Annotated in this window: 15 protein-coding genes and 2 pseudogenes; 8 read left to right on the top strand and 9 right to left on the bottom strand. The window is 71.7% G+C overall.

Going from position 1 to position 16134, the window contains the following annotated elements; all coding sequences use genetic code 11:
* Positions 1-3: 3 nt before the first annotated feature.
* The 4 genes from VGX25_RS16665 to VGX25_RS16650 all read right to left on the bottom strand — a co-directional run bounded on the left by VGX25_RS16665 (position 4) and on the right by VGX25_RS16650 (position 3205).
* The gene (locus VGX25_RS16665) at positions 4-696 is read right to left on the bottom strand and encodes an energy-coupling factor ABC transporter permease (RefSeq protein WP_326918709.1); all 693 of its coding nucleotides are present in this window, start codon (positions 694-696) and stop codon (positions 4-6) included.
* 104 nt (positions 697-800) lie between these two features.
* Positions 801-1421 carry a DUF5134 domain-containing protein gene (locus tag VGX25_RS16660; RefSeq protein WP_326918708.1) on the bottom strand — a complete coding sequence of 207 codons (621 nt, stop codon included), beginning with the start codon at positions 1419-1421 and terminating at the stop codon, positions 801-803.
* A gap of 17 nt (positions 1422-1438) precedes the next feature.
* Positions 1439-1642 (bottom strand): hypothetical protein, encoded by a 204-nt coding sequence (locus VGX25_RS16655; protein WP_326918707.1) that lies wholly within the window; start codon positions 1640-1642, stop codon positions 1439-1441.
* Positions 1643-2053: 411 nt separating this feature from the next.
* The gene (locus tag VGX25_RS16650; RefSeq protein ID WP_326918706.1) at positions 2054-3205 is read right to left on the bottom strand and encodes an acyl-CoA dehydrogenase family protein; all 1152 of its coding nucleotides are present in this window, start codon (positions 3203-3205) and stop codon (positions 2054-2056) included.
* Positions 3206-3440: 235 nt separating this feature from the next.
* On the opposite strand from VGX25_RS16650, the gene VGX25_RS16645 reads away from it, so the two are divergent.
* Positions 3441-3698 (top strand): MerR family transcriptional regulator, encoded by a 258-nt coding sequence (locus VGX25_RS16645; RefSeq protein WP_326918705.1) that lies wholly within the window; start codon positions 3441-3443, stop codon positions 3696-3698.
* Positions 3608-4762, top strand: coding sequence for a GyrI-like domain-containing protein (locus tag VGX25_RS35915; protein ID WP_326918704.1), 1155 nt, complete (start codon positions 3608-3610; stop codon positions 4760-4762). Before VGX25_RS16645 ends, VGX25_RS35915 begins: the two co-directional genes overlap by 91 nt.
* Before the next feature lie 57 nt (positions 4763-4819).
* Here VGX25_RS35915 and VGX25_RS16635 read toward each other — a convergent pair whose 3' ends face one another.
* From VGX25_RS16635 to VGX25_RS16620, 4 genes are all read right to left on the bottom strand, one after another.
* Complete coding sequence (locus VGX25_RS16635; RefSeq protein ID WP_326918703.1) at positions 4820-5428, bottom strand: GTP-binding protein; 609 nt, start codon at positions 5426-5428, stop codon at positions 4820-4822.
* Positions 5409-5981, bottom strand: a complete 573-nt coding sequence (locus tag VGX25_RS16630; protein ID WP_326918702.1) for a DUF742 domain-containing protein — start codon at positions 5979-5981, stop codon at positions 5409-5411. Before VGX25_RS16630 ends, VGX25_RS16635 begins: the two co-directional genes overlap by 20 nt.
* A gap of 94 nt (positions 5982-6075) precedes the next feature.
* Positions 6076-6516, bottom strand: coding sequence for a roadblock/LC7 domain-containing protein (locus VGX25_RS16625; RefSeq protein WP_326918701.1), 441 nt, complete (start codon positions 6514-6516; stop codon positions 6076-6078).
* On the bottom strand, positions 6517-9633 hold the full coding sequence (locus tag VGX25_RS16620; RefSeq protein WP_326918700.1) for a nitrate- and nitrite sensing domain-containing protein: 3117 nt from the start codon (positions 9631-9633) through the stop codon (positions 6517-6519).
* Between the two features lie 754 nt (positions 9634-10387).
* On the opposite strand from VGX25_RS16620, the gene VGX25_RS16615 reads away from it, so the two are divergent.
* The 5 genes and pseudogenes from VGX25_RS16615 to VGX25_RS16595 all read left to right on the top strand — a co-directional run bounded on the left by VGX25_RS16615 (position 10388) and on the right by VGX25_RS16595 (position 14726).
* Positions 10388-10801 carry a DUF485 domain-containing protein gene (locus VGX25_RS16615; RefSeq protein ID WP_326918699.1) on the top strand — a complete coding sequence of 138 codons (414 nt, stop codon included), beginning with the start codon at positions 10388-10390 and terminating at the stop codon, positions 10799-10801.
* Positions 10798-12390 carry a cation acetate symporter gene (locus VGX25_RS16610; protein ID WP_326918698.1) on the top strand — a complete coding sequence of 531 codons (1593 nt, stop codon included), beginning with the start codon at positions 10798-10800 and terminating at the stop codon, positions 12388-12390. Before VGX25_RS16615 ends, VGX25_RS16610 begins: the two co-directional genes overlap by 4 nt.
* A 33-nt stretch (positions 12391-12423) precedes the next feature.
* Positions 12424-13401, top strand: a pseudogene (locus tag VGX25_RS16605) (type III PLP-dependent enzyme); the annotation flags it as partial.
* 60 nt (positions 13402-13461) lie between these two features.
* Positions 13462-13839, top strand: coding sequence for an adenosylmethionine decarboxylase (gene speD / locus VGX25_RS16600; protein ID WP_414635838.1), 378 nt, complete (start codon positions 13462-13464; stop codon positions 13837-13839).
* Entirely contained in the window at positions 13836-14726 is an 891-nt protein-coding gene (locus tag VGX25_RS16595; RefSeq protein WP_326918697.1) for a spermidine synthase, read from the top strand. Before speD ends, VGX25_RS16595 begins: the two co-directional genes overlap by 4 nt.
* Here VGX25_RS16595 and VGX25_RS16590 read toward each other — a convergent pair.
* The gene (locus tag VGX25_RS16590; protein WP_326918696.1) at positions 14668-15075 is read right to left on the bottom strand and encodes a hypothetical protein; all 408 of its coding nucleotides are present in this window, start codon (positions 15073-15075) and stop codon (positions 14668-14670) included. The two genes, VGX25_RS16595 and VGX25_RS16590, sit on opposite strands and share 59 nt — an antisense overlap.
* A gap of 369 nt (positions 15076-15444) precedes the next feature.
* Between VGX25_RS16590 and VGX25_RS16585 the strand changes: the two are divergent.
* Positions 15445-16134, top strand: a pseudogene (locus VGX25_RS16585) (hypothetical protein); the annotation flags it as partial.

The following is a 16134-nucleotide window of genomic DNA, read 5'->3' as shown; positions in this document are numbered from 1 at the left end:
CGCTCACTGTGCCCGCACCTCCAATGGTCGCTCGGCGCCGCGCAGCAGGTACACCAGGTCGGGCCGGACTCCGGCGACGGCGCCGACGGTCAGCGCGGTGATGATTCCCTCGCCGATGCCGATCAGGCAGTGCACCCCGACGATCGTGCCGATCACGGCGGTCAGCGAGAACGCGGGATCGCCGCCGAGCCAGAACTCGAGCACGAACCCGAGCGAGGCGAGCACCGTGTTGCAGAACGCGGCCACGAACGCCACCGCGACCAGCCCGAGGCGGTCCCGGCGGGCCAGCGGGCGCAGCGCCACGGCCACCAGGTAGCCCGCGGCCGTGCCGATCAGCGCCATGTTCGTGACGTTGGCGCCGAGCGCGGTCAGCCCGCCGTCGGCGAACACCAGCGACTGCAGGACCAGCACGATCGTGATGCACAGCGCGCCGGCCCACGGCCCGACCAGGATCGCGGCCAGCGCGCCGCCGAGCAGGTGGCCGCTGACCCCGGGCAGGACCGGGAAGTTCAGCATCTGCGTGGCGAACACGAACGCCGCGACCAGCCCGGCCATCGGGGCCATCCGGTCGTCGAGGTCGCGGCGGGCGCCGGCCGCCGCGATCGCCACGCCTGCGACGGCCACCGCCCCGAACAGCGCCGAGGCCGGAGCGTTGATCAGGCCGTCGCTCATGTGCATGGCGAGTGAGCCGGTCATGGACGTCACCCTAGTTGCACCTCACCCGTTATCGCCAGCTTCTTGCAACAACATCGGACTGGCCGTACATCGGGTGCTTCGGAGCCGGGCTCGGCAGGGATGGCTCAACCGAGCGGCGCGATCAGGTACCCCATGCCCACGGCCATCACCAGCTGGCAGGCCGCCGGGATCCGGGGCGCCCGCAGGACGGCGGGCAGCCGGCCGGGCACCGGAACCGCGGCCGGCGCGCGCACCGCACGCGGGGCCAGGAGCAGCGCGAAGCCGGCGAAGTACGTGGCGAACAGCCAGCCGAGCACCGGCAGCCCGGCGGCACCGGACATGCCGGCCATCCACGGCGTGGCCATGTGCAGCGGATCGGCCGGCATGGTCCCGAGCATGTACAGCATGGCCAGCGCGCCGATCGCGTGATGCAGGCCGCCGCCGTGCCATCCGATCGGCTCGGCCCGCCGGCCGGTGCGCCCGCGGTGCACGGCAGAGCCGAGGAACCAGGCGGCGAGCAGGACGAAGACCGTCTGCCAGCCGGCCGCCGGCACCGGCCCGCCGACCGGGGAGCACATCACCGCCATGCCGAGGCCCATCACCAGGTGCGCGACGTCCAGCGCCCGGTGGCACCCGTGGTAGCCCACCGGTGCGCGGTGCGCGGCGACCAGGCGGACGACGCAGTACCCGGCCACGGCGAGGAACACCGCGGCCAGCACCCAGCGCGGCCAGCTCGGACCGGCCATGGCCCGGGCCGGGTCGGCTACCGGCTACCCGCGAGCAGCTCGTCGAGCACGCCGTCCTTGACATCGGCGACCAGCTCGGCAAGCTGCGACAGGCTCATGTGCACGCGCTGCCCGAAGTCGTCGGTGATCACGACCTTCCGCGCGGCGGGGGCGTCGTGGTCGACCCACACCTCAGGGCACCCCCGGTCGCCCTGGCCGCAGAACGTGGCGATTCGCTCCATGTCGACGCCTCACCTTCCATGCCGCCGGCGAATTGGGCGCTGCGCGTCCCGACAATTCAACATTGTCTCCCGATCCGCTAGCCGGCATCCGAGCGATTCGCCGGCGCGCCGGTGGGATTTGCCAACTACCTAGCGTGCCCGCTGCCTCGGCCCCCTGCCGACGAAAACTCCGGCGCGTCATCGGGCGCGCGGCGAGGTCCACCGATGGTGTGGTCGTGGCGAACCGGCCTTCCCCCGGCCCCGCGGGCAAGCGGACCATGGTGGACCGACCGGACCGAACGCGGATAGGAGGCGGTCATGGCGGACGGATGCGGCTGCGGTTGTAGCTCGTGCACCGGGTCGGGCTGCGGCTGTTGCGGCAGCTGCTGACAAATACTGAACGGATTTCTTCAGCCGAAAGTCCTTTTCGGATCAGGTGAAGGCGTTGATGCCGGTGAGGGCGCGGCCGATCAGGAGCTTCTGCACCTGGGTGGTGCCCTCGTAGAGTGTGAGGACCCGGGCGTCGCGCAGGTACTTGGCGACCGGGTACTCGTCGAGGTAGCCGTAGCCGCCGAAGACCTGGATGGCGAGGTTGGCGGCCTGCACCGAGGTCTCGCTGGCGTGCAGCTTGGCCATCGAGGCCTCGGTGGAGAACGGCAGGCCGCGGTCGACGAGGTCGGCCACCCGCCAGACCAGCAGGCGGGCGGCGTCGGTGGCGACGGCCATGTCGGCGAGCATCTCCTGGATCAGCTGGAAGCTCGCGATGGGCTTGCCGAACTGGGTGCGCTCGGTCGCGTACTTCGTGCTGGCCTCGAGGGCGGCGCGGGCAAGGCCGACGCAGCCGGCGGCCACCGACATCCGGCCCTTGTCCAGAGCGGACATCGCGACCCGGAAACCCCTGCCCTCCTCGCCGAGCCGGGCCGTGTCGGGAACCCGGACCCCGTCGAGGATCAGCTCGCCGGTGGACTGGCCGCGCAGGCCGAGCTTGCCCTTGATCTCCCGGTGGGCGAAGCCGGGCGCGTCGGTCGGCACCAGGAACGCGGTGATCCCCCGCGGTCCCGGCCCGCCGCTGCGGGCGAACACCAGCGCGACGTCGGCCCAGGTGCCGTTGGTGATGAACATCTTCGAGCCGGTGATCACCCAGTCGTCGCCGTCCCGGACCGCCCTCGTGGACAGGCTGGCCGCGTCCGAGCCGGTGTCCGGCTCGGTCAGGCCGAAGCAGCCGAGCGACTCGCCGGCGCACAGCCGGGGCAGCCAGTGCCGCTTCTGCTCCTCGGTGCCGAAGCTCAGGATCGTCTTGCCGACCAGGCCGAGCGTGACCGACACGATGCCGCGTACCGCCGTGTCGCCCCGGCCGAGCTCCTCCATCATCAGGCAGTACGACAGGTGGTCGCCGCCAGAGCCGCCGTAGGTCTCCGGCACCGTCAGCCCGAGGAAGCCCACCCCGGCGAGCTTGCCGACGATCGAGCGGTCCACCGACTCGGCCCGGTCCCACGCCGCGACGTGCGGGACGACCTCGGCGTCGATGAAGTCCCGGGCCAGCGCCCGCAACGCGGTCTGCTCCTCGGTCAGGGCCAGATCCATGCCGCACTCCCGTCTTGAGTCTCCCACTGTCGGAGAGTCCATTCTGGTCGCATGACCGAACCGCTCCTGCCGATCGGGCAGTTCGCCCGGCTGTGCCGGCTGTCCGTCAAGCGGTGTCGAATTCCATGTGAGGGCGGGGCTGGAAGCACTACTCGACGTTGTCGACCGGCGGTTGGCACCCACCGACCCGTCGGCGGGCCTTCGGCCCGGCCTCCGCGCCGGTAAGCCCTCACAGGTGCGACACTACGACGAGCTGGGTCTGCTCCGGCCGGCGGAGGTCGACCCGCACACCGGGTACCGCTACTACCGCCGCGACCAGGCCCGCGACGCCCTGCTGATCGGCCTGCTGCGCTCGGTCGACGTGCCGCTGCCGGCGGTCGCCCAGGTGCTGGCCGGGACGCGGTGGCCGAGACGCTCGGCGAGGTCAAGGCCCGGCTGGAGGCCGACGTGCGGCGCCGGACCCGGATGGTGGCCGCGCTGGACCGGATCCTGACCACGGGCCTGCCGGCGGCCGAGGTGCGGCTGGTCACCGAGCCGAGCCGGCGGGTGGCCGTGGTGCGCGACGTGGGCGCGCCGGAGCGCGTCGCGGAGCTGACGTCGGCGTGCATCGGCCGGCTGCTGCGGGCGCTGGCCGAGGCCGGGCAGCCGGTGCGGTCGCCGCTGATCGGGCTGTTCCCGCTCGACTTCACCCCGAGCATCGCGGTGGCCGCGGCGGCCGAGGTCGACGCCGACGTGGCCGGCACCACCACCGAGGTGCTGCCGGGCGGCCCCGCACGCGTCCGCCACGCACCTCGGGCCGTACGACCACATCGCGCTGACCGGGCACGCGCTGCTGGCCTGGTGCGCCGACCATGGGCACACGCCGCGCGAGCCGCTGCGCGAGGTGTACCTCAACGATCCCCGCACGACGGCACCGGAGCAGCTGGTGACCCACCTGATGATCAAGTTGGAGGAACCCGAATGACTGACTGGTACACCGCCGCCGACACCCCGGAGCCGGTCGAGCTCGGCTCGGCGGTCGGGCTGAGCGTGACCGGCCGCGGCGAGCCGGGCGGTGCGTCCTATGTGGACAGCGTGCGGGCGCTGTACGCGGTGGCCGGGCAGCTCGGCCCGCCGGCGCCGCTGGAGGGACGGTGGTGGGTCGAGGTCGACCGCCCGCCATTCGAGGTGCCGCGGGAGCAGTGGTGCTGGCACCTGTTCCTGCGTGTGCCGGAGGATATCGACCCGGGCGCCATGGAGCAGGCCCGGCGGCGGGCACTGGCCGGAGCGGGACCGACGGTCAACCGGGTGCAGCTGGTGACCTGGCACGAGGGACGGTGCGTCCAGGTGATGCACCACGGGCCGTACGCCGACGAGCCGCGCACGCTGGCCACGATGGACGGTTTCATGCGGAGTGCCGGGCTGGTGCACGCGGGGATGCACCACGAGATCTACCTGACCGACGTCAACGGGCCGCCGGCGCAGGCTCGCACGATCCTGCGCCAGCCGGTGCGTGAGCTCGCACCGACCAACGGAACCTCAGGGGACCGTGACGGCGCCCAGCCACAATCCACCTGAGATCCGCACCGTCCGCTGGGACGCAACGACAGCAGCAGTCAATTCCGGAGAGGCGGGCTACACGCCGGCGCCGTGCACGGTGACCCAGCGGTCCATCGCGTACTCCACCATCGTGATCAGCGTCTGCTTGACCGACTCCCGGTTGCGCGCGTCGCAGGTCACGATGGGCACGTCGGAGGCGATGGCCAGCGCGTCGCGCACCTCCTCGAGGCCGTGGGTCTGGACGCCGTCGAAGCAGTTGAGCCCGATGATGTACGGCAGGTGGCGGTCCTCGAAGAAGTCGATCGGGGAGAACGAGTCGGCAAGGCGTCTGGTGTCGGCCAGCACGACCGCCCCGATCGCGCCGCGCACCAGGTCGTCCCACATGAACCAGAACCGCTGCTGGCCCGGCGTGCCGAACAGGTACAGCACGAGGTCGGAGTCGAGGGAGACCCGGCCGAAGTCCATCGCCACGGTGGTCGTGGACTTGTGCGGGGTCGCGTCCAGGTCGTCGATGCCGGCGCTCGCCTCGGTCATCGCCGCCTCGGTGGTCAGCGGCATGATCTCGGAGACCGAGCCGACGAAGGTGGTCTTGCCCGCCCCGAACCCGCCACCGACGACGATCTTGACCGAGGTCATCGTGGGTGCCGCGGGTGCGTCGGGTTCCCTAAAGCCGACGGAGTCCACTCAAAACCCTTTCCATCAACAGAAGATGCTGCTTGTTGGCGCCGCCGGTGGCGGTCTTGTGCACGACGACGAGCCCCAGGTCGGCCATGTCTCCCACCAGGACCTTGGCCACGCCCAGCGGGACCTCGAGCAGCGTGGCGACCTCGGCCACCGACCGCGGCTCGCGGCACAGCCGGGCGACCGAGCGGTGCTCGATCTGCGTCATGGCGTCGAGGTCGTCGCCGCGCTCGCTGGTCGTCACCAGCGCCTCGATCCGCAGCTCCACGGACGACTTCGTGCGCCCGCGGGTCCACGAGTAGGGGCGCACGATCGCGGCTTCGCCCGGACCGCCGAGGTCCGCGGCGAGCGCTTCGAGGTCGAGCCGCCCAGGCGCCGGAGAGTCCACTCCGGACAGCCTGGGCTCGGACCACACCGGCCGCGGCGCACCGGGATCGTCGGGCGGCGGCGCCGGCCGCTCGGCCGGGGCCCGCTTGCGTTTGCCGCGCCGGCCGAGGGTAAACCCGTTCAGCACCTCGGCGAACGTGTCGTCGGCGCCGGGCTGCTCAGCGTTCATCCAGCGCCTCGCAAGCTCGGCGCTGGCAAACCTCGTCGCCTCGTAAGCTCGGCGACGAGGCAGGGCTCAACCGATTCGCTCGCAAGCTCGCTCATCATGCCGGCTGCCCGACCATCCTCCCGGCGGCGCCCTGGAGCTGCGCCCGCAGCTCCGGCGTGAGGATCTGGCCGACCCGTTCGACCAGCAGGGTCATCTCGTAGGCCACCTGCCCGATGTCACAGGTCGGGGCGGCGAGCACGGCCAGGCACGACCCGTCGCCGATGGCCATCAGCAACATGATCCCGCGGTCCATCTCGACGATGGTCTCCTTGACGTCCCCGGCCTCGAAGCACCGGGCCGCGCCCTGGGTGAGGCTGACGCACCCGGACGCCACCGCGGCGAGCTGGTCGGCGCGGTCGAGCGGGAGCCGCGCCGAGCTGGTGAGCAGAAGACCGTCGGCGGACACCACCACGGCGTGCGCCACGCCGGGCACCCGCTGGGCGAAGTCGTTGACCAGCCACCCGAACTGGCTGGGTTGAGCCTGCGTCGAAGTCATTCACTCTCCCGGTTCGGGGAGCTCGGGGGGACGAGCTCCTGCGGTGATCTCGTCGCCCGGCTCGCCGGCCCGCTCGGCCAGCTCCGCCAGGCTGCGGCGGCCTCGGCTGAGGCCACGTTGGAAGTTGCCGAGCCGGCCGCGCAGCTCCTCGGCCCGGTTGGGCTGCTCGCCGTCGGCGCCGCCCGGCGTGTCCCGCGGGGCGCGGCGGGGCAGCCCGTTGGACGTGAAGTCCGGCGGTCGCGGGTGCGACGTCGGCGGATGCGCGGCCGGAGGGTTCGCGGCGAACCGCCACCCGGCCTGGGACAGGTCGAGCGTGGGCGGGCCGCCCGCCGACAGCGCCGCGTCGTCGGCGACCAGCCGCTCGTCGCGGGCGCGGAGCACGGCGCGCTGGTAGCTGCTGAGCCGGTCGCGCAGCTCGTCCGGATCCCGCCCCGGCTCGGCCGGCTGGCCCGGGTCGGGGGGCGTCGCGCTGCCGGGCACCAGGTTCTGCCGCGGGTTGCGGCGAGGCAGCCCGCTCTCGGTGAACGTGTCCGGTTGGGACTCCGACACCGCTTGCGCGGTAAGGAAACCCGCGTCCGCGGCGAACTGCCACTGCTCCTCGACGGTCGGCGCCGGCCGGTCCGGACCGTCGGTGATCGAGCGGAACCAGGCCGAGATCATCTCATCGAAGATCGGCGTGGTCTCCTCGAGCGACGCGGCGTCCGCGATCGGGGTGAACAGGCTGTCCGCCGGCGAGGTCGGGAACGTCGCGTTGCCGGGCATGGCCAGGTCGACCGGGCCGGCCGCGGTGTCGACCGGCTTGACGAACCGGCTGGAGCCCGGCGAGCGGCGCGGCAGCTCCGGCCGGCCGGCGGGGTCGTCGCCGGGGGCCGGCGCGGGCGCGTCGTCGCCGAGCAGCCGCCGGGTGATCTCCGATGTGGACGGTCCGGGATCGGGTTCGGCGCGGCGCGGCAACGGGTTCGGCACCAGGCCTTCGGCGAGGTTGGTGGCCGGCGGGGCCGGGGCCGGGGGCGTCCCGCCGACGAACGGGGCCACCGTGCCGTTGACCACGCCGTGGCCGTTGGCGGCGTGCCCGTTGCCGGCCGGGCCGGGAGGCTCGGCGGTCCGTGCCTCGGTCGGGTTGTTCGCCCGGACCAGCTCGGCCGGCACCGGCACGGTCGCGCGGACACCGGGGACGTCCTTGCCGCCGTGCAACGAGACGGTGATCCCGTGCCGGCTGGCCAGCCGGCCGACCACGAACAGGCCCATCCGGCGCGACGTCGACACGTCCACCGTGCGCGAGTCGGCCAGCTTGGCGTTCGCCGCCGCCAGCTCGGCCTCGCTCATCCCGATGCCCTCGTCCAGCACGGCGATGCACGCCGAGCCGTCCTCGAAGGAGTGGCTGGCGATGGTGACCTGGGTGCTGGGCGCGGAGAACGCCGTGGCGTTGTCCAGCAGCTCGGCCACCAGCCGGACGAGGTCGCCGACCGCGTAGCCGACGATCCGCACGTCCGGCGGCGGCAGCATGACCACCCGCTGGTACTGCTCGATCTCCGAGACGGCCGCGCGCAGCAGGTCGGCAAGGGTCGCCGGGCGCTGGTTGCGCCGGCCGAGCTCGCTGCCGGACAGCACCATCAGGTTCTCGTTGTTGCGGCGCATCCTGGTCGCCAGGTGGTCCAGCTGGAACAGCGTGGCGAGCTGCTCGGGGTCCTCCTCGTCGCGCTCGAGCCGCTCGAGCAGCTGCAGCTGCCGCTGCACAAGGCCCTGGCTGCGCCGGGACAGGTTGACGAACACGTCGCCGTACCTGGCGCGCAGCCCGGCCTGCTCGGTGGCCAGCCGCAGCGCCTGCCGGTGCACCGCGTCGAACGCCCTTGCCACCTGGCCCACCTCGTCGGCCGACCGCACCGGAACCGGCTCGACCACCGGCTGCTGGCCGTCGCCGCCGTCCCTGATCCGCTCGACGGCGTCCGGCAGGCCGTGCTCGGCGACGTCCAACGCGCTGTGCCGCAACAGGTTCAGCGACCGGAGCAGGTGCCGGCCGATCACGATCATCACCGCGCCGGCGACGACCAGCGCGAGCAGCAGGATCACCGAGGCGACGCCGGCACCGTCGCTGGCCTCGTTCTGCAGCGCGGTGGAGCGGCTGTCGAGCTGCGCGCCGAGCGTGGCGGCCAGCGCGCCGAGCCGCGCGGCGGCCTGCTCGGTCGCGGAGCTCCACTCGGCCGGGCCGACCGGCACCGGCGCGCCGGGCGGGGCCGCCGCGGCCAGCCCGGCCAGGTTCTCCCTCGCCTCGATCTCGGGACCGGCGACCAGCCGGGCGTAGTCCTGCCGCTGCGCCGGGGTCGCGTCCAGCCGGAACTCGGCGGTCCGGTCGGCCAGCCGGGACCGGGAGGCGTGCAGCGCGGCCAGCTCGTCGGCGGTCAGCCCGCCGCGGGCCAGGCCGATGCCCACCAGCGCCTGCTGGTACCGGATCTCCTCCCTGGCCAGCTCCAGGTCGTGCAGCGCGATCGCGGTCGCGGCCAGGGCGGGGTCGATGACCTCGGCCATCGCCGCGCGGTCGAAGTTCGCCAGCGCGCCGATGACCGCGGTGTAGCGGACCAGCGCGGCCGGCGCGTCGAGCTGCCCCCCGGCCAGCTCCTCGCGCAGCGCGGGCAGGCCGGCGAGCTGGGTGCTCACCTCGGCGAACCGGGTGCTGGTGATCTCGTTGTGGAAGCTGGCCCGCCGGGCGGCGCGCAGCAGCGCGTCCCGCGTGGTGTTGACGGCCCGCTGCGCGTCGGCCAGCTCACCGGCCGGCTCGGGAACGCGGCCGGCGGCCAGCAGCGCGGTGGTCGCGGTGCGCTCCCGCTGCAGCGCGTCGACCAGCGGGCGCAGCTGCTCGCCGGCGGTGACCAGGCGGTCCACCCGCCGGTAGGAGTCGGCGCGCTCGACCTGGTCGCCGATCTGCATCGCGCCGAGCACGATCGCGAAGACGACCGGGACGAGGGTGACCGCGGCGAGCTTCGTGGGAATGTTCCAGTCCCGCCACCTCACCAGCAGGCTGGCCAGCGATGGTGCTCCGCCACCGGAATCGGCGGGCCCGTCCTCGGTTTCGGACGGCATTTCCGGCCCGGGCACGATGGGTCTAACGCTCTCTGTCACGCGAAATCCTCCGCGACGCGCATCGGTCGCCGCACGATCGAGCTATCGGCAATGCTTCTCCGCGATTCATGGGAATCGCGGTCGCTGCAACCCGTCCGAACGCGACCGGGGCGAGGCGGCGCGTCCGTGGCGGCGAGAACCGAGCACCGATCGTACATAGCCGGACGCGATCATGAAAGGCTTTGGACGACGCGGCGGCGACCTGCGGAAATGTTCGTAAATGCGATCAAAAACGCGGCGGCGGGACGCCGGGAGCCCGGCAAGATCGCGAGCTTGCTACTGTCCGTCTTTATTGTCGAGGCTCAATCGCGCGATCGGGGCATGTGCGGACCGGCGGTCGCCGGAGTACTTCTTGAACGATCAAGTAACGGTCTGACTCCTAGGTCAGCAGCACGTACGGCGATTGGCCTAACCCTCCAGGAGGAGGTCCATCGCGTGCCGTTCCGACACGATCGGTCACCGAGCACCAGCCGGATGCAACTTGTGCAACGCAATGTCACTAGCAAATTCACCTATAAGTGTGATGGTTGCGCAAATGTGCTGCGCGGCGTTCGCACCGGTAACCGGGGGCGAGCGGGAGAAATGGCCTGGCCAGGCCTCGGTCAACCGGCCCGATCGCCGAACACCACCGGGTGGATCGCCCGACCTGACATTAGGCGTTCGGCGGACTCCTGGTTACTATGACCCGCGCCGAACACCCATGTGTGTTTCGCCGAGTTGGCAAGCGTCCACTCTCGACTTGCGAGGAAATCGAATGACCGAGGTGGTTGAGCCCTCCATAGCCACGCGATCGCCGGCGCCGCAGGCCGCGGCCTTCGGCGGAATTACCGGAACGGAACCCGAAGCGCGCCGAAATGATCGTCCGGACTTCCCGGCCATCCAGGTCAGCCCCGAGTTCGCCGAGCTGCGGCGCCGGTTCCGCCGGTTCGTCTTCCCGATGAGCGCGCTGTTCTTCACCTGGTACCTGACCTACGTCCTGCTCGCCGCCTACGCCCGAGACCTCATGGGCCACCGGATCGCCGGCTCGGTGAACGTCGCGTTCGTGCTCGGCCTGCTCCAGTTCGTCACCACCATCGCGATCACGGTCGGGTACCTGCGGTTCGCCCGCCGGCGGATCGACCCGCAGGTGCAGCTGATCAAGGCGAGAGCGGGAGCGGCGCGGAAATGACCACCGACCTCGCCGCCGGCTCGATGGGCAGCCCGGCGCTCAACACCGCGGTCTTCGCCGCGTTCGTGGCGATCACGCTCTACATCACCTACCGGATGAGCACCCGCAACACCACCACCGCCGACTACTACGCGGCCGGCAGCGGGTTCACCGGTCCGCAGAACGGCATCGCGATCACCGGCGACTACCTGTCCGCCGCGTCGTTCCTCGGCATCGCCGGCGCCATCGCCGTGCACGGCTACGACGGGTTCCTCTACTCGATCGGCTTCCTGGTGGCCTGGCTGGTGGCCCTGCTGCTGGTCGCCGAGCTGGTCCGCAACACGGGACGGTTCACCATGGGCGACGTGCTGGCCTACCGGATGCGCCAGCGCCCGGTCCGGGCGGCCGCCGCCACCTCGACGCTGGTGATCTCGCTGTTCTACATGCTGGCCCAGATGGCCGGGGCCGGCGGGCTGGTGGCGCTGCTGCTGGACGTGCACGGCAAGGGCGGCCAGGCGCTGGTGATCTGCGTCGTCGGCCTCGTCATGATCCTCTACGTGCTGGTCGGCGGCATGAAGGGCACGACATGGGTCCAGATCATCAAGGCCACCATGCTGATCCTGTGCGTCGTGCTGATCACCGTGTTCCTGCTCGGCAAGTTCGGGTTCAGCATCTCCGCCCTGCTCGACGAGGCGGCGCAGCACAACGCCAAGGGCGAGCGGGTGCTCGAGCCCGGCGGCCAGTACGGCCGCACGCCGATCAGCAAGCTGGACTTCATCTCGCTGTCGCTGGCCCTCATCCTGGGCGCGGCCGGGCTGCCGCACGTGCTGATGCGGTTCTACACGGTGCCCAACGCCACCGAGGCGCGCCGGTCCGTGGTGTGGGCGGTGGCCATGATGGCGATCTTCTACGCGGCCACCCTGATCATCGGCTACGGGGCGTCCGCGCTGGTCGGCTCGGAGACCATTCTCGGCTCGACCGGCCGGGAGAACTCGGCCGCGCCGCTGCTGGCCTTCGAGGTCGGCGGCACGGTGCTGCTCGGCGTCGTGGCCGCGGTGGCCTTCGCCACGATCCTGGCCGTGGTGGCCGGCCTGACCATCACCGCGTCGGCCTCGTTCGCCCACGACGTGTACGCCAACATCTTCCGGCGCGGCCGGGTCGACCCGTCCGACGAGGTCCGGGTGGCCCGGCGCACCGCGGTGATCATCGGCGCGCTCGCCATCGCCGGCGGCATCCTGGCCAACGGGCAGAACGTGGCCTTCCTGGTGTCGCTGGCGTTCGCGTTCGCCGCCTCGGCCAACCTGTCCACGCTGCTGTACTCGCTGTTCTGGAAGCGGTTCAACACCAGCGGGACGCTCTGGGCCATGTACGGCGGGCTGGTCTCCTGCCTGGTGCTGGTGATCATTTCACCGGTGGTGTCCGGCGCGCCGACGTCGATCATCCGCGGCGTGGACTTCCACCTGTTCCCGCTGAACAACCCGGGCATCGTGTCGATCCCGATCTCGTTCGTCTGCGGCTACCTCGGCACCGTGCTGCGCCGGCGGGACCGCGGCGACCCGGCCAAGCAGGCGGAGATGGAGGTGCGCTCGCTGACCGGCATCGGCGCGTAACCTGCGAGCGTGTCTGACACTCCGATCCTGGTCATGGACCTCGACCGGGTGCGCGCCAACTACCTGGCGATGCGCGCCGCGCTGCCGGACGCCGCCGTCTACTACGCGGTCAAGGCCAACCCGGCGCCCGAGGTCGTCCGGCAGCTGGCCGAGCTCGGCGCCGGGTTCGACGTGGCCAGCCCCGGCGAGATCGACCTGTGCCTTGCCCAGGGCGCGCCACCGGCCCGGCTGTCCTACGGCAACACCATCAAGACGGCCGCCGACATCGCCTACGCGCACCGGCTCGGGGTGCGGCGGTTCAGCTTCGACTCCGCCGACGACCTGTCGAACCTGGGCCGGCTGGCGCCAGGGTCGGTGGCGGCGTGCCGGTTCCTGGTGGACGCGCCGGCGTCGGGCACGCCGTTCGGGCGGAAGTTCGGCTGCACGGCGCCGGAGGCGGTCGGGCTGCTCGAGCGGGCGGCGGCGCTGGGGCTGCGGCCGGCGCTGTGCTTCCACGTCGGCTCGCAGCAGCGCGACGCCGGCGCGTGGGCGGCCGGTGTCCGCCAGGCGGCATCGATCGCGGAATCGTTGTCCGCCAAGGGGATCGGGCTGGAGTCGGTCAACCTCGGCGGCGGGTTCCCGGTCGAGTACCGCGAGCCCGCGCCGTCGCTGGCCGAGTGCGCGGCGGCGATCGAGGCCGCGCTCGCCGAGCACTTCGGCGCCGCCCGGCCGCGGCTGGCGGTGGAGCCGGGGCGGGCGATCGTGGCCACCGCCGGGACGATCAGGGCCTCGGTGGTCTCGGTGTCCACTCGGGACGGTGAGCGCTGGGTCTACCTCGACGTCGGCCGGTACAACGGGCTCGCCGAGACCGAGAACGAGTACATCCCGTACCGGTTGACCACCGACCGTCCGTCCGCTCCGGACGGACCGGTGGTGATCGCCGGACCCACCTGCGACGGGGACGACGTGCTCTACCAGCGCACCCCGTACCGGCTGCCGCTCGCGCTGCGGGCCGGCGACCGGATCCGCCTCCACCACGCCGGCGCGTACACGGCCAGCTACTCGTCCGTGGGGTTCAACGGAATCCCGCCGCTGCCCGTCCATTTCACCCACGTGCCGGTCGGGTCGTTCGCCGGCCGGCACGTGCTGGCCGAGCTGCACGGTGTCGACCCCGCCCTGCTCGACGACGCGGAGCTGCTGACCGAGGCGCTGGAGCGGGCGCTCAAGCAGGCCGGCGCCACGGTCTGCGAGGTGGTGGCCAAGCGGTTCGACCCGCAGGGCGTCACCGTGCTCGCGCTGCTGGCCGAGTCGCACGCGTCGGTGCACACCTATCCCGAGCGCGGCTCGGTGTTCGTCGACGTGTTCACCTGCGGCCGCCGCGCCGATCCGGGCGAGGCGGTCCGCCTGCTCGCCGACACCCTCGGCGCGGCCACGGTCCACACCCAGACTGTCCATAGAGGACATTCATGAGCCGGATCGTGGAACCGCTGGCCCCGGGCCTGTCCCGCGTTTGGGAGCTGTCCGAGATCCTCGTCGACACCCGCACCCGGTACCAGCACGTGGTGATCGCCCGCACCGCCCAGGGCGTCACCCTGTTCTGCGACGACGACCGGCAGAGCACAGAGGCCGGCCAGCTCGTCTACCACGAGGCGCTGCTGGTCCCCGCGCTTCTGCTGGCCCGGCGGCTCGACCGGGTGCTGGTCATCGGCTCCAGCGAGGGCGTGGTCAGCCAGCTCGCCCTTGCCGCCGGCGCGCGGCACGTGGACCACGTCGACATCGACCGGCAGGCCGTCGAGCTGTGCGCCCGGCACCTGCCGTACGGCTACTCCCCCGCCGACCTGGCCGGCGACGGCCCGGTCCGGCTGCACTACGCCGACGGCTGGGACTTCGTCACCCGAACCCGCGACCGCTACGACATCGTGGTGATCGACGTCCCCGACGAGCATCCCGGCCCGGCCCAGCACAACCGCCTGTACGGCACCGAGTTCCTCCGCCGCTGCCGCTCGGTGCTCACCGACGGCGGGGTGGTCGCGGCCCAGGCCGGCTGCCCGGCCCTCTGGCGCGACCACACCCTCATCCGGTCATGGCGGCGGTTCCACCAGGTATTCGACACCGTCACCTACTTCGGCTCCGACGAGCACGAGTGGGCCTTCCTGTTCGGACTCGCCGACCGCCTCGACCGGTCCATCGATCACATGCTCGAACGCCTGGCGACGCTGCCCTACCGCCCCGCCTCCATCGACGCCGACACCGTGCGCGGCCGCACCATCGCACCCCACTCGGTACGCACGGCGATGCTCAACCCCGCTCGCATACCCGCTGGGAGCCAAGATCGACGACCGGGCCGAGCGGGCTGAGCTGGAGGGTTCCGGTCGCCACCGCGCACCAGAGGTTCAGGCCCGGTGGGTTGGCGGCCGCGACCTCGATCCGGCAGCCGGCCGTGTTCCGGCAGAGCGTGCGGTCGCGCGCGGCCTCCAGGTTGTCGCGGGTCAGCACGACGCCGGCGAGGATCTGGAACACGCGGCTCGTGCAGGTGACGCTCCCGACGCCGCGCACGCGGTCGTCGACGCTGGCCACCACCACGTCGGCGGACAGCCGGCACTGCGCGGACGCGGAGTCCGGCGGGGCCGCCGACGCCGGGGTGGCGAGACCGGTCACTGCGAGGGCGGTCAGCGCCGCCGCGAATCCATGCCGCAGGGTGTGCATGAACATGATCCTTTCTCTCGGGCTGGGAACAACTCCGAGCATCGATACGCCCGTGCGTGGCCCGCAGTCAATGCGCCGAGCAGGCTCTCGTTATGCAACATCATCATTCGCATAGGTGCGGCCAACCCCCGAGCGGTGGCCGCGGCGCCGGGAGTGCCGAACTTCGTCCCAAGCTTCCCAATTCCCTATAAAACACGTTCCCGCGGTGAATACCACGGGTGCCCGGCGTGAATATTTCATAGTTGCCGTATGACGTCTTTGCCCGCTGTTCGCGGCGATGTTAACGTGGCAGAACGTGACCGCGAGAAGGGGGTGGAGTGACGCTACCTTTATTTCCGGTGTCGGCAAGAATGAGGGGTATGGGCGGCAATGGAACTTCGGCTCGACGACGCGGAGCTCGCGGCGGTCGATGAGCTGGCCGACGCGATCGGCCGGGACTACGGCCGGCCGGACCATCCGGAGCTGCTCGTCGAGGCGCCGGCGCTCGCCTGCCGGTTACCCGGGAGGATCCCGCACTTCCTCAACCGGTTCCGGCGCACCGAGGCGGGCCACTGCCTGATCCGGGGGCATCACGTCGACCAGGACCGGCTCGGGCCGACGCCGGGCCACTGGAAGAACGCCGAAGATCCACAACGGACACTGCGGTTCGACGTCCGGCTGGTCCTCTACTCCGCGGTGCTCGGCGACGTGTTCGGCTGGGCGACCCAGCAGGACGGCCGGATCATCAACGATGTCCTGCCCATCAAGGGAAACGAGACCAAGCAGCTCGGCTCGGCCAGCGACGTCTACATGCACTTCCACACCGAGGATCCGTTCCACGAGCACCGGCCCGACTTCGTGACCCTGGCCTGCCTGCGCAATCCTGACCGGACGGCGACCACCATGGGCCACATCGACGACGTGGCAATCGATCCGCGCGACGCGGAGGTCCTCTTCGAACCGAGGTTCGTCATCACGCCGGACGAGGCACACCTGTCGTCCAACAACACCTTGCCGCACAACGCATTCGCGGGGATCGAGGAGCTGCTGCACCGCCCGCCGCCGGTCGCCGTGCTGTAC

It is taken from the genome of Actinophytocola sp. (assembly GCF_035942955.1).
In the GTDB taxonomy this organism is placed as follows: domain Bacteria; phylum Actinomycetota; class Actinomycetes; order Mycobacteriales; family Pseudonocardiaceae; genus DASYTH01.
Note: the sequence above shows the minus strand (reverse complement) of the source record. Positions and strands in the feature narration are given on the sequence as shown.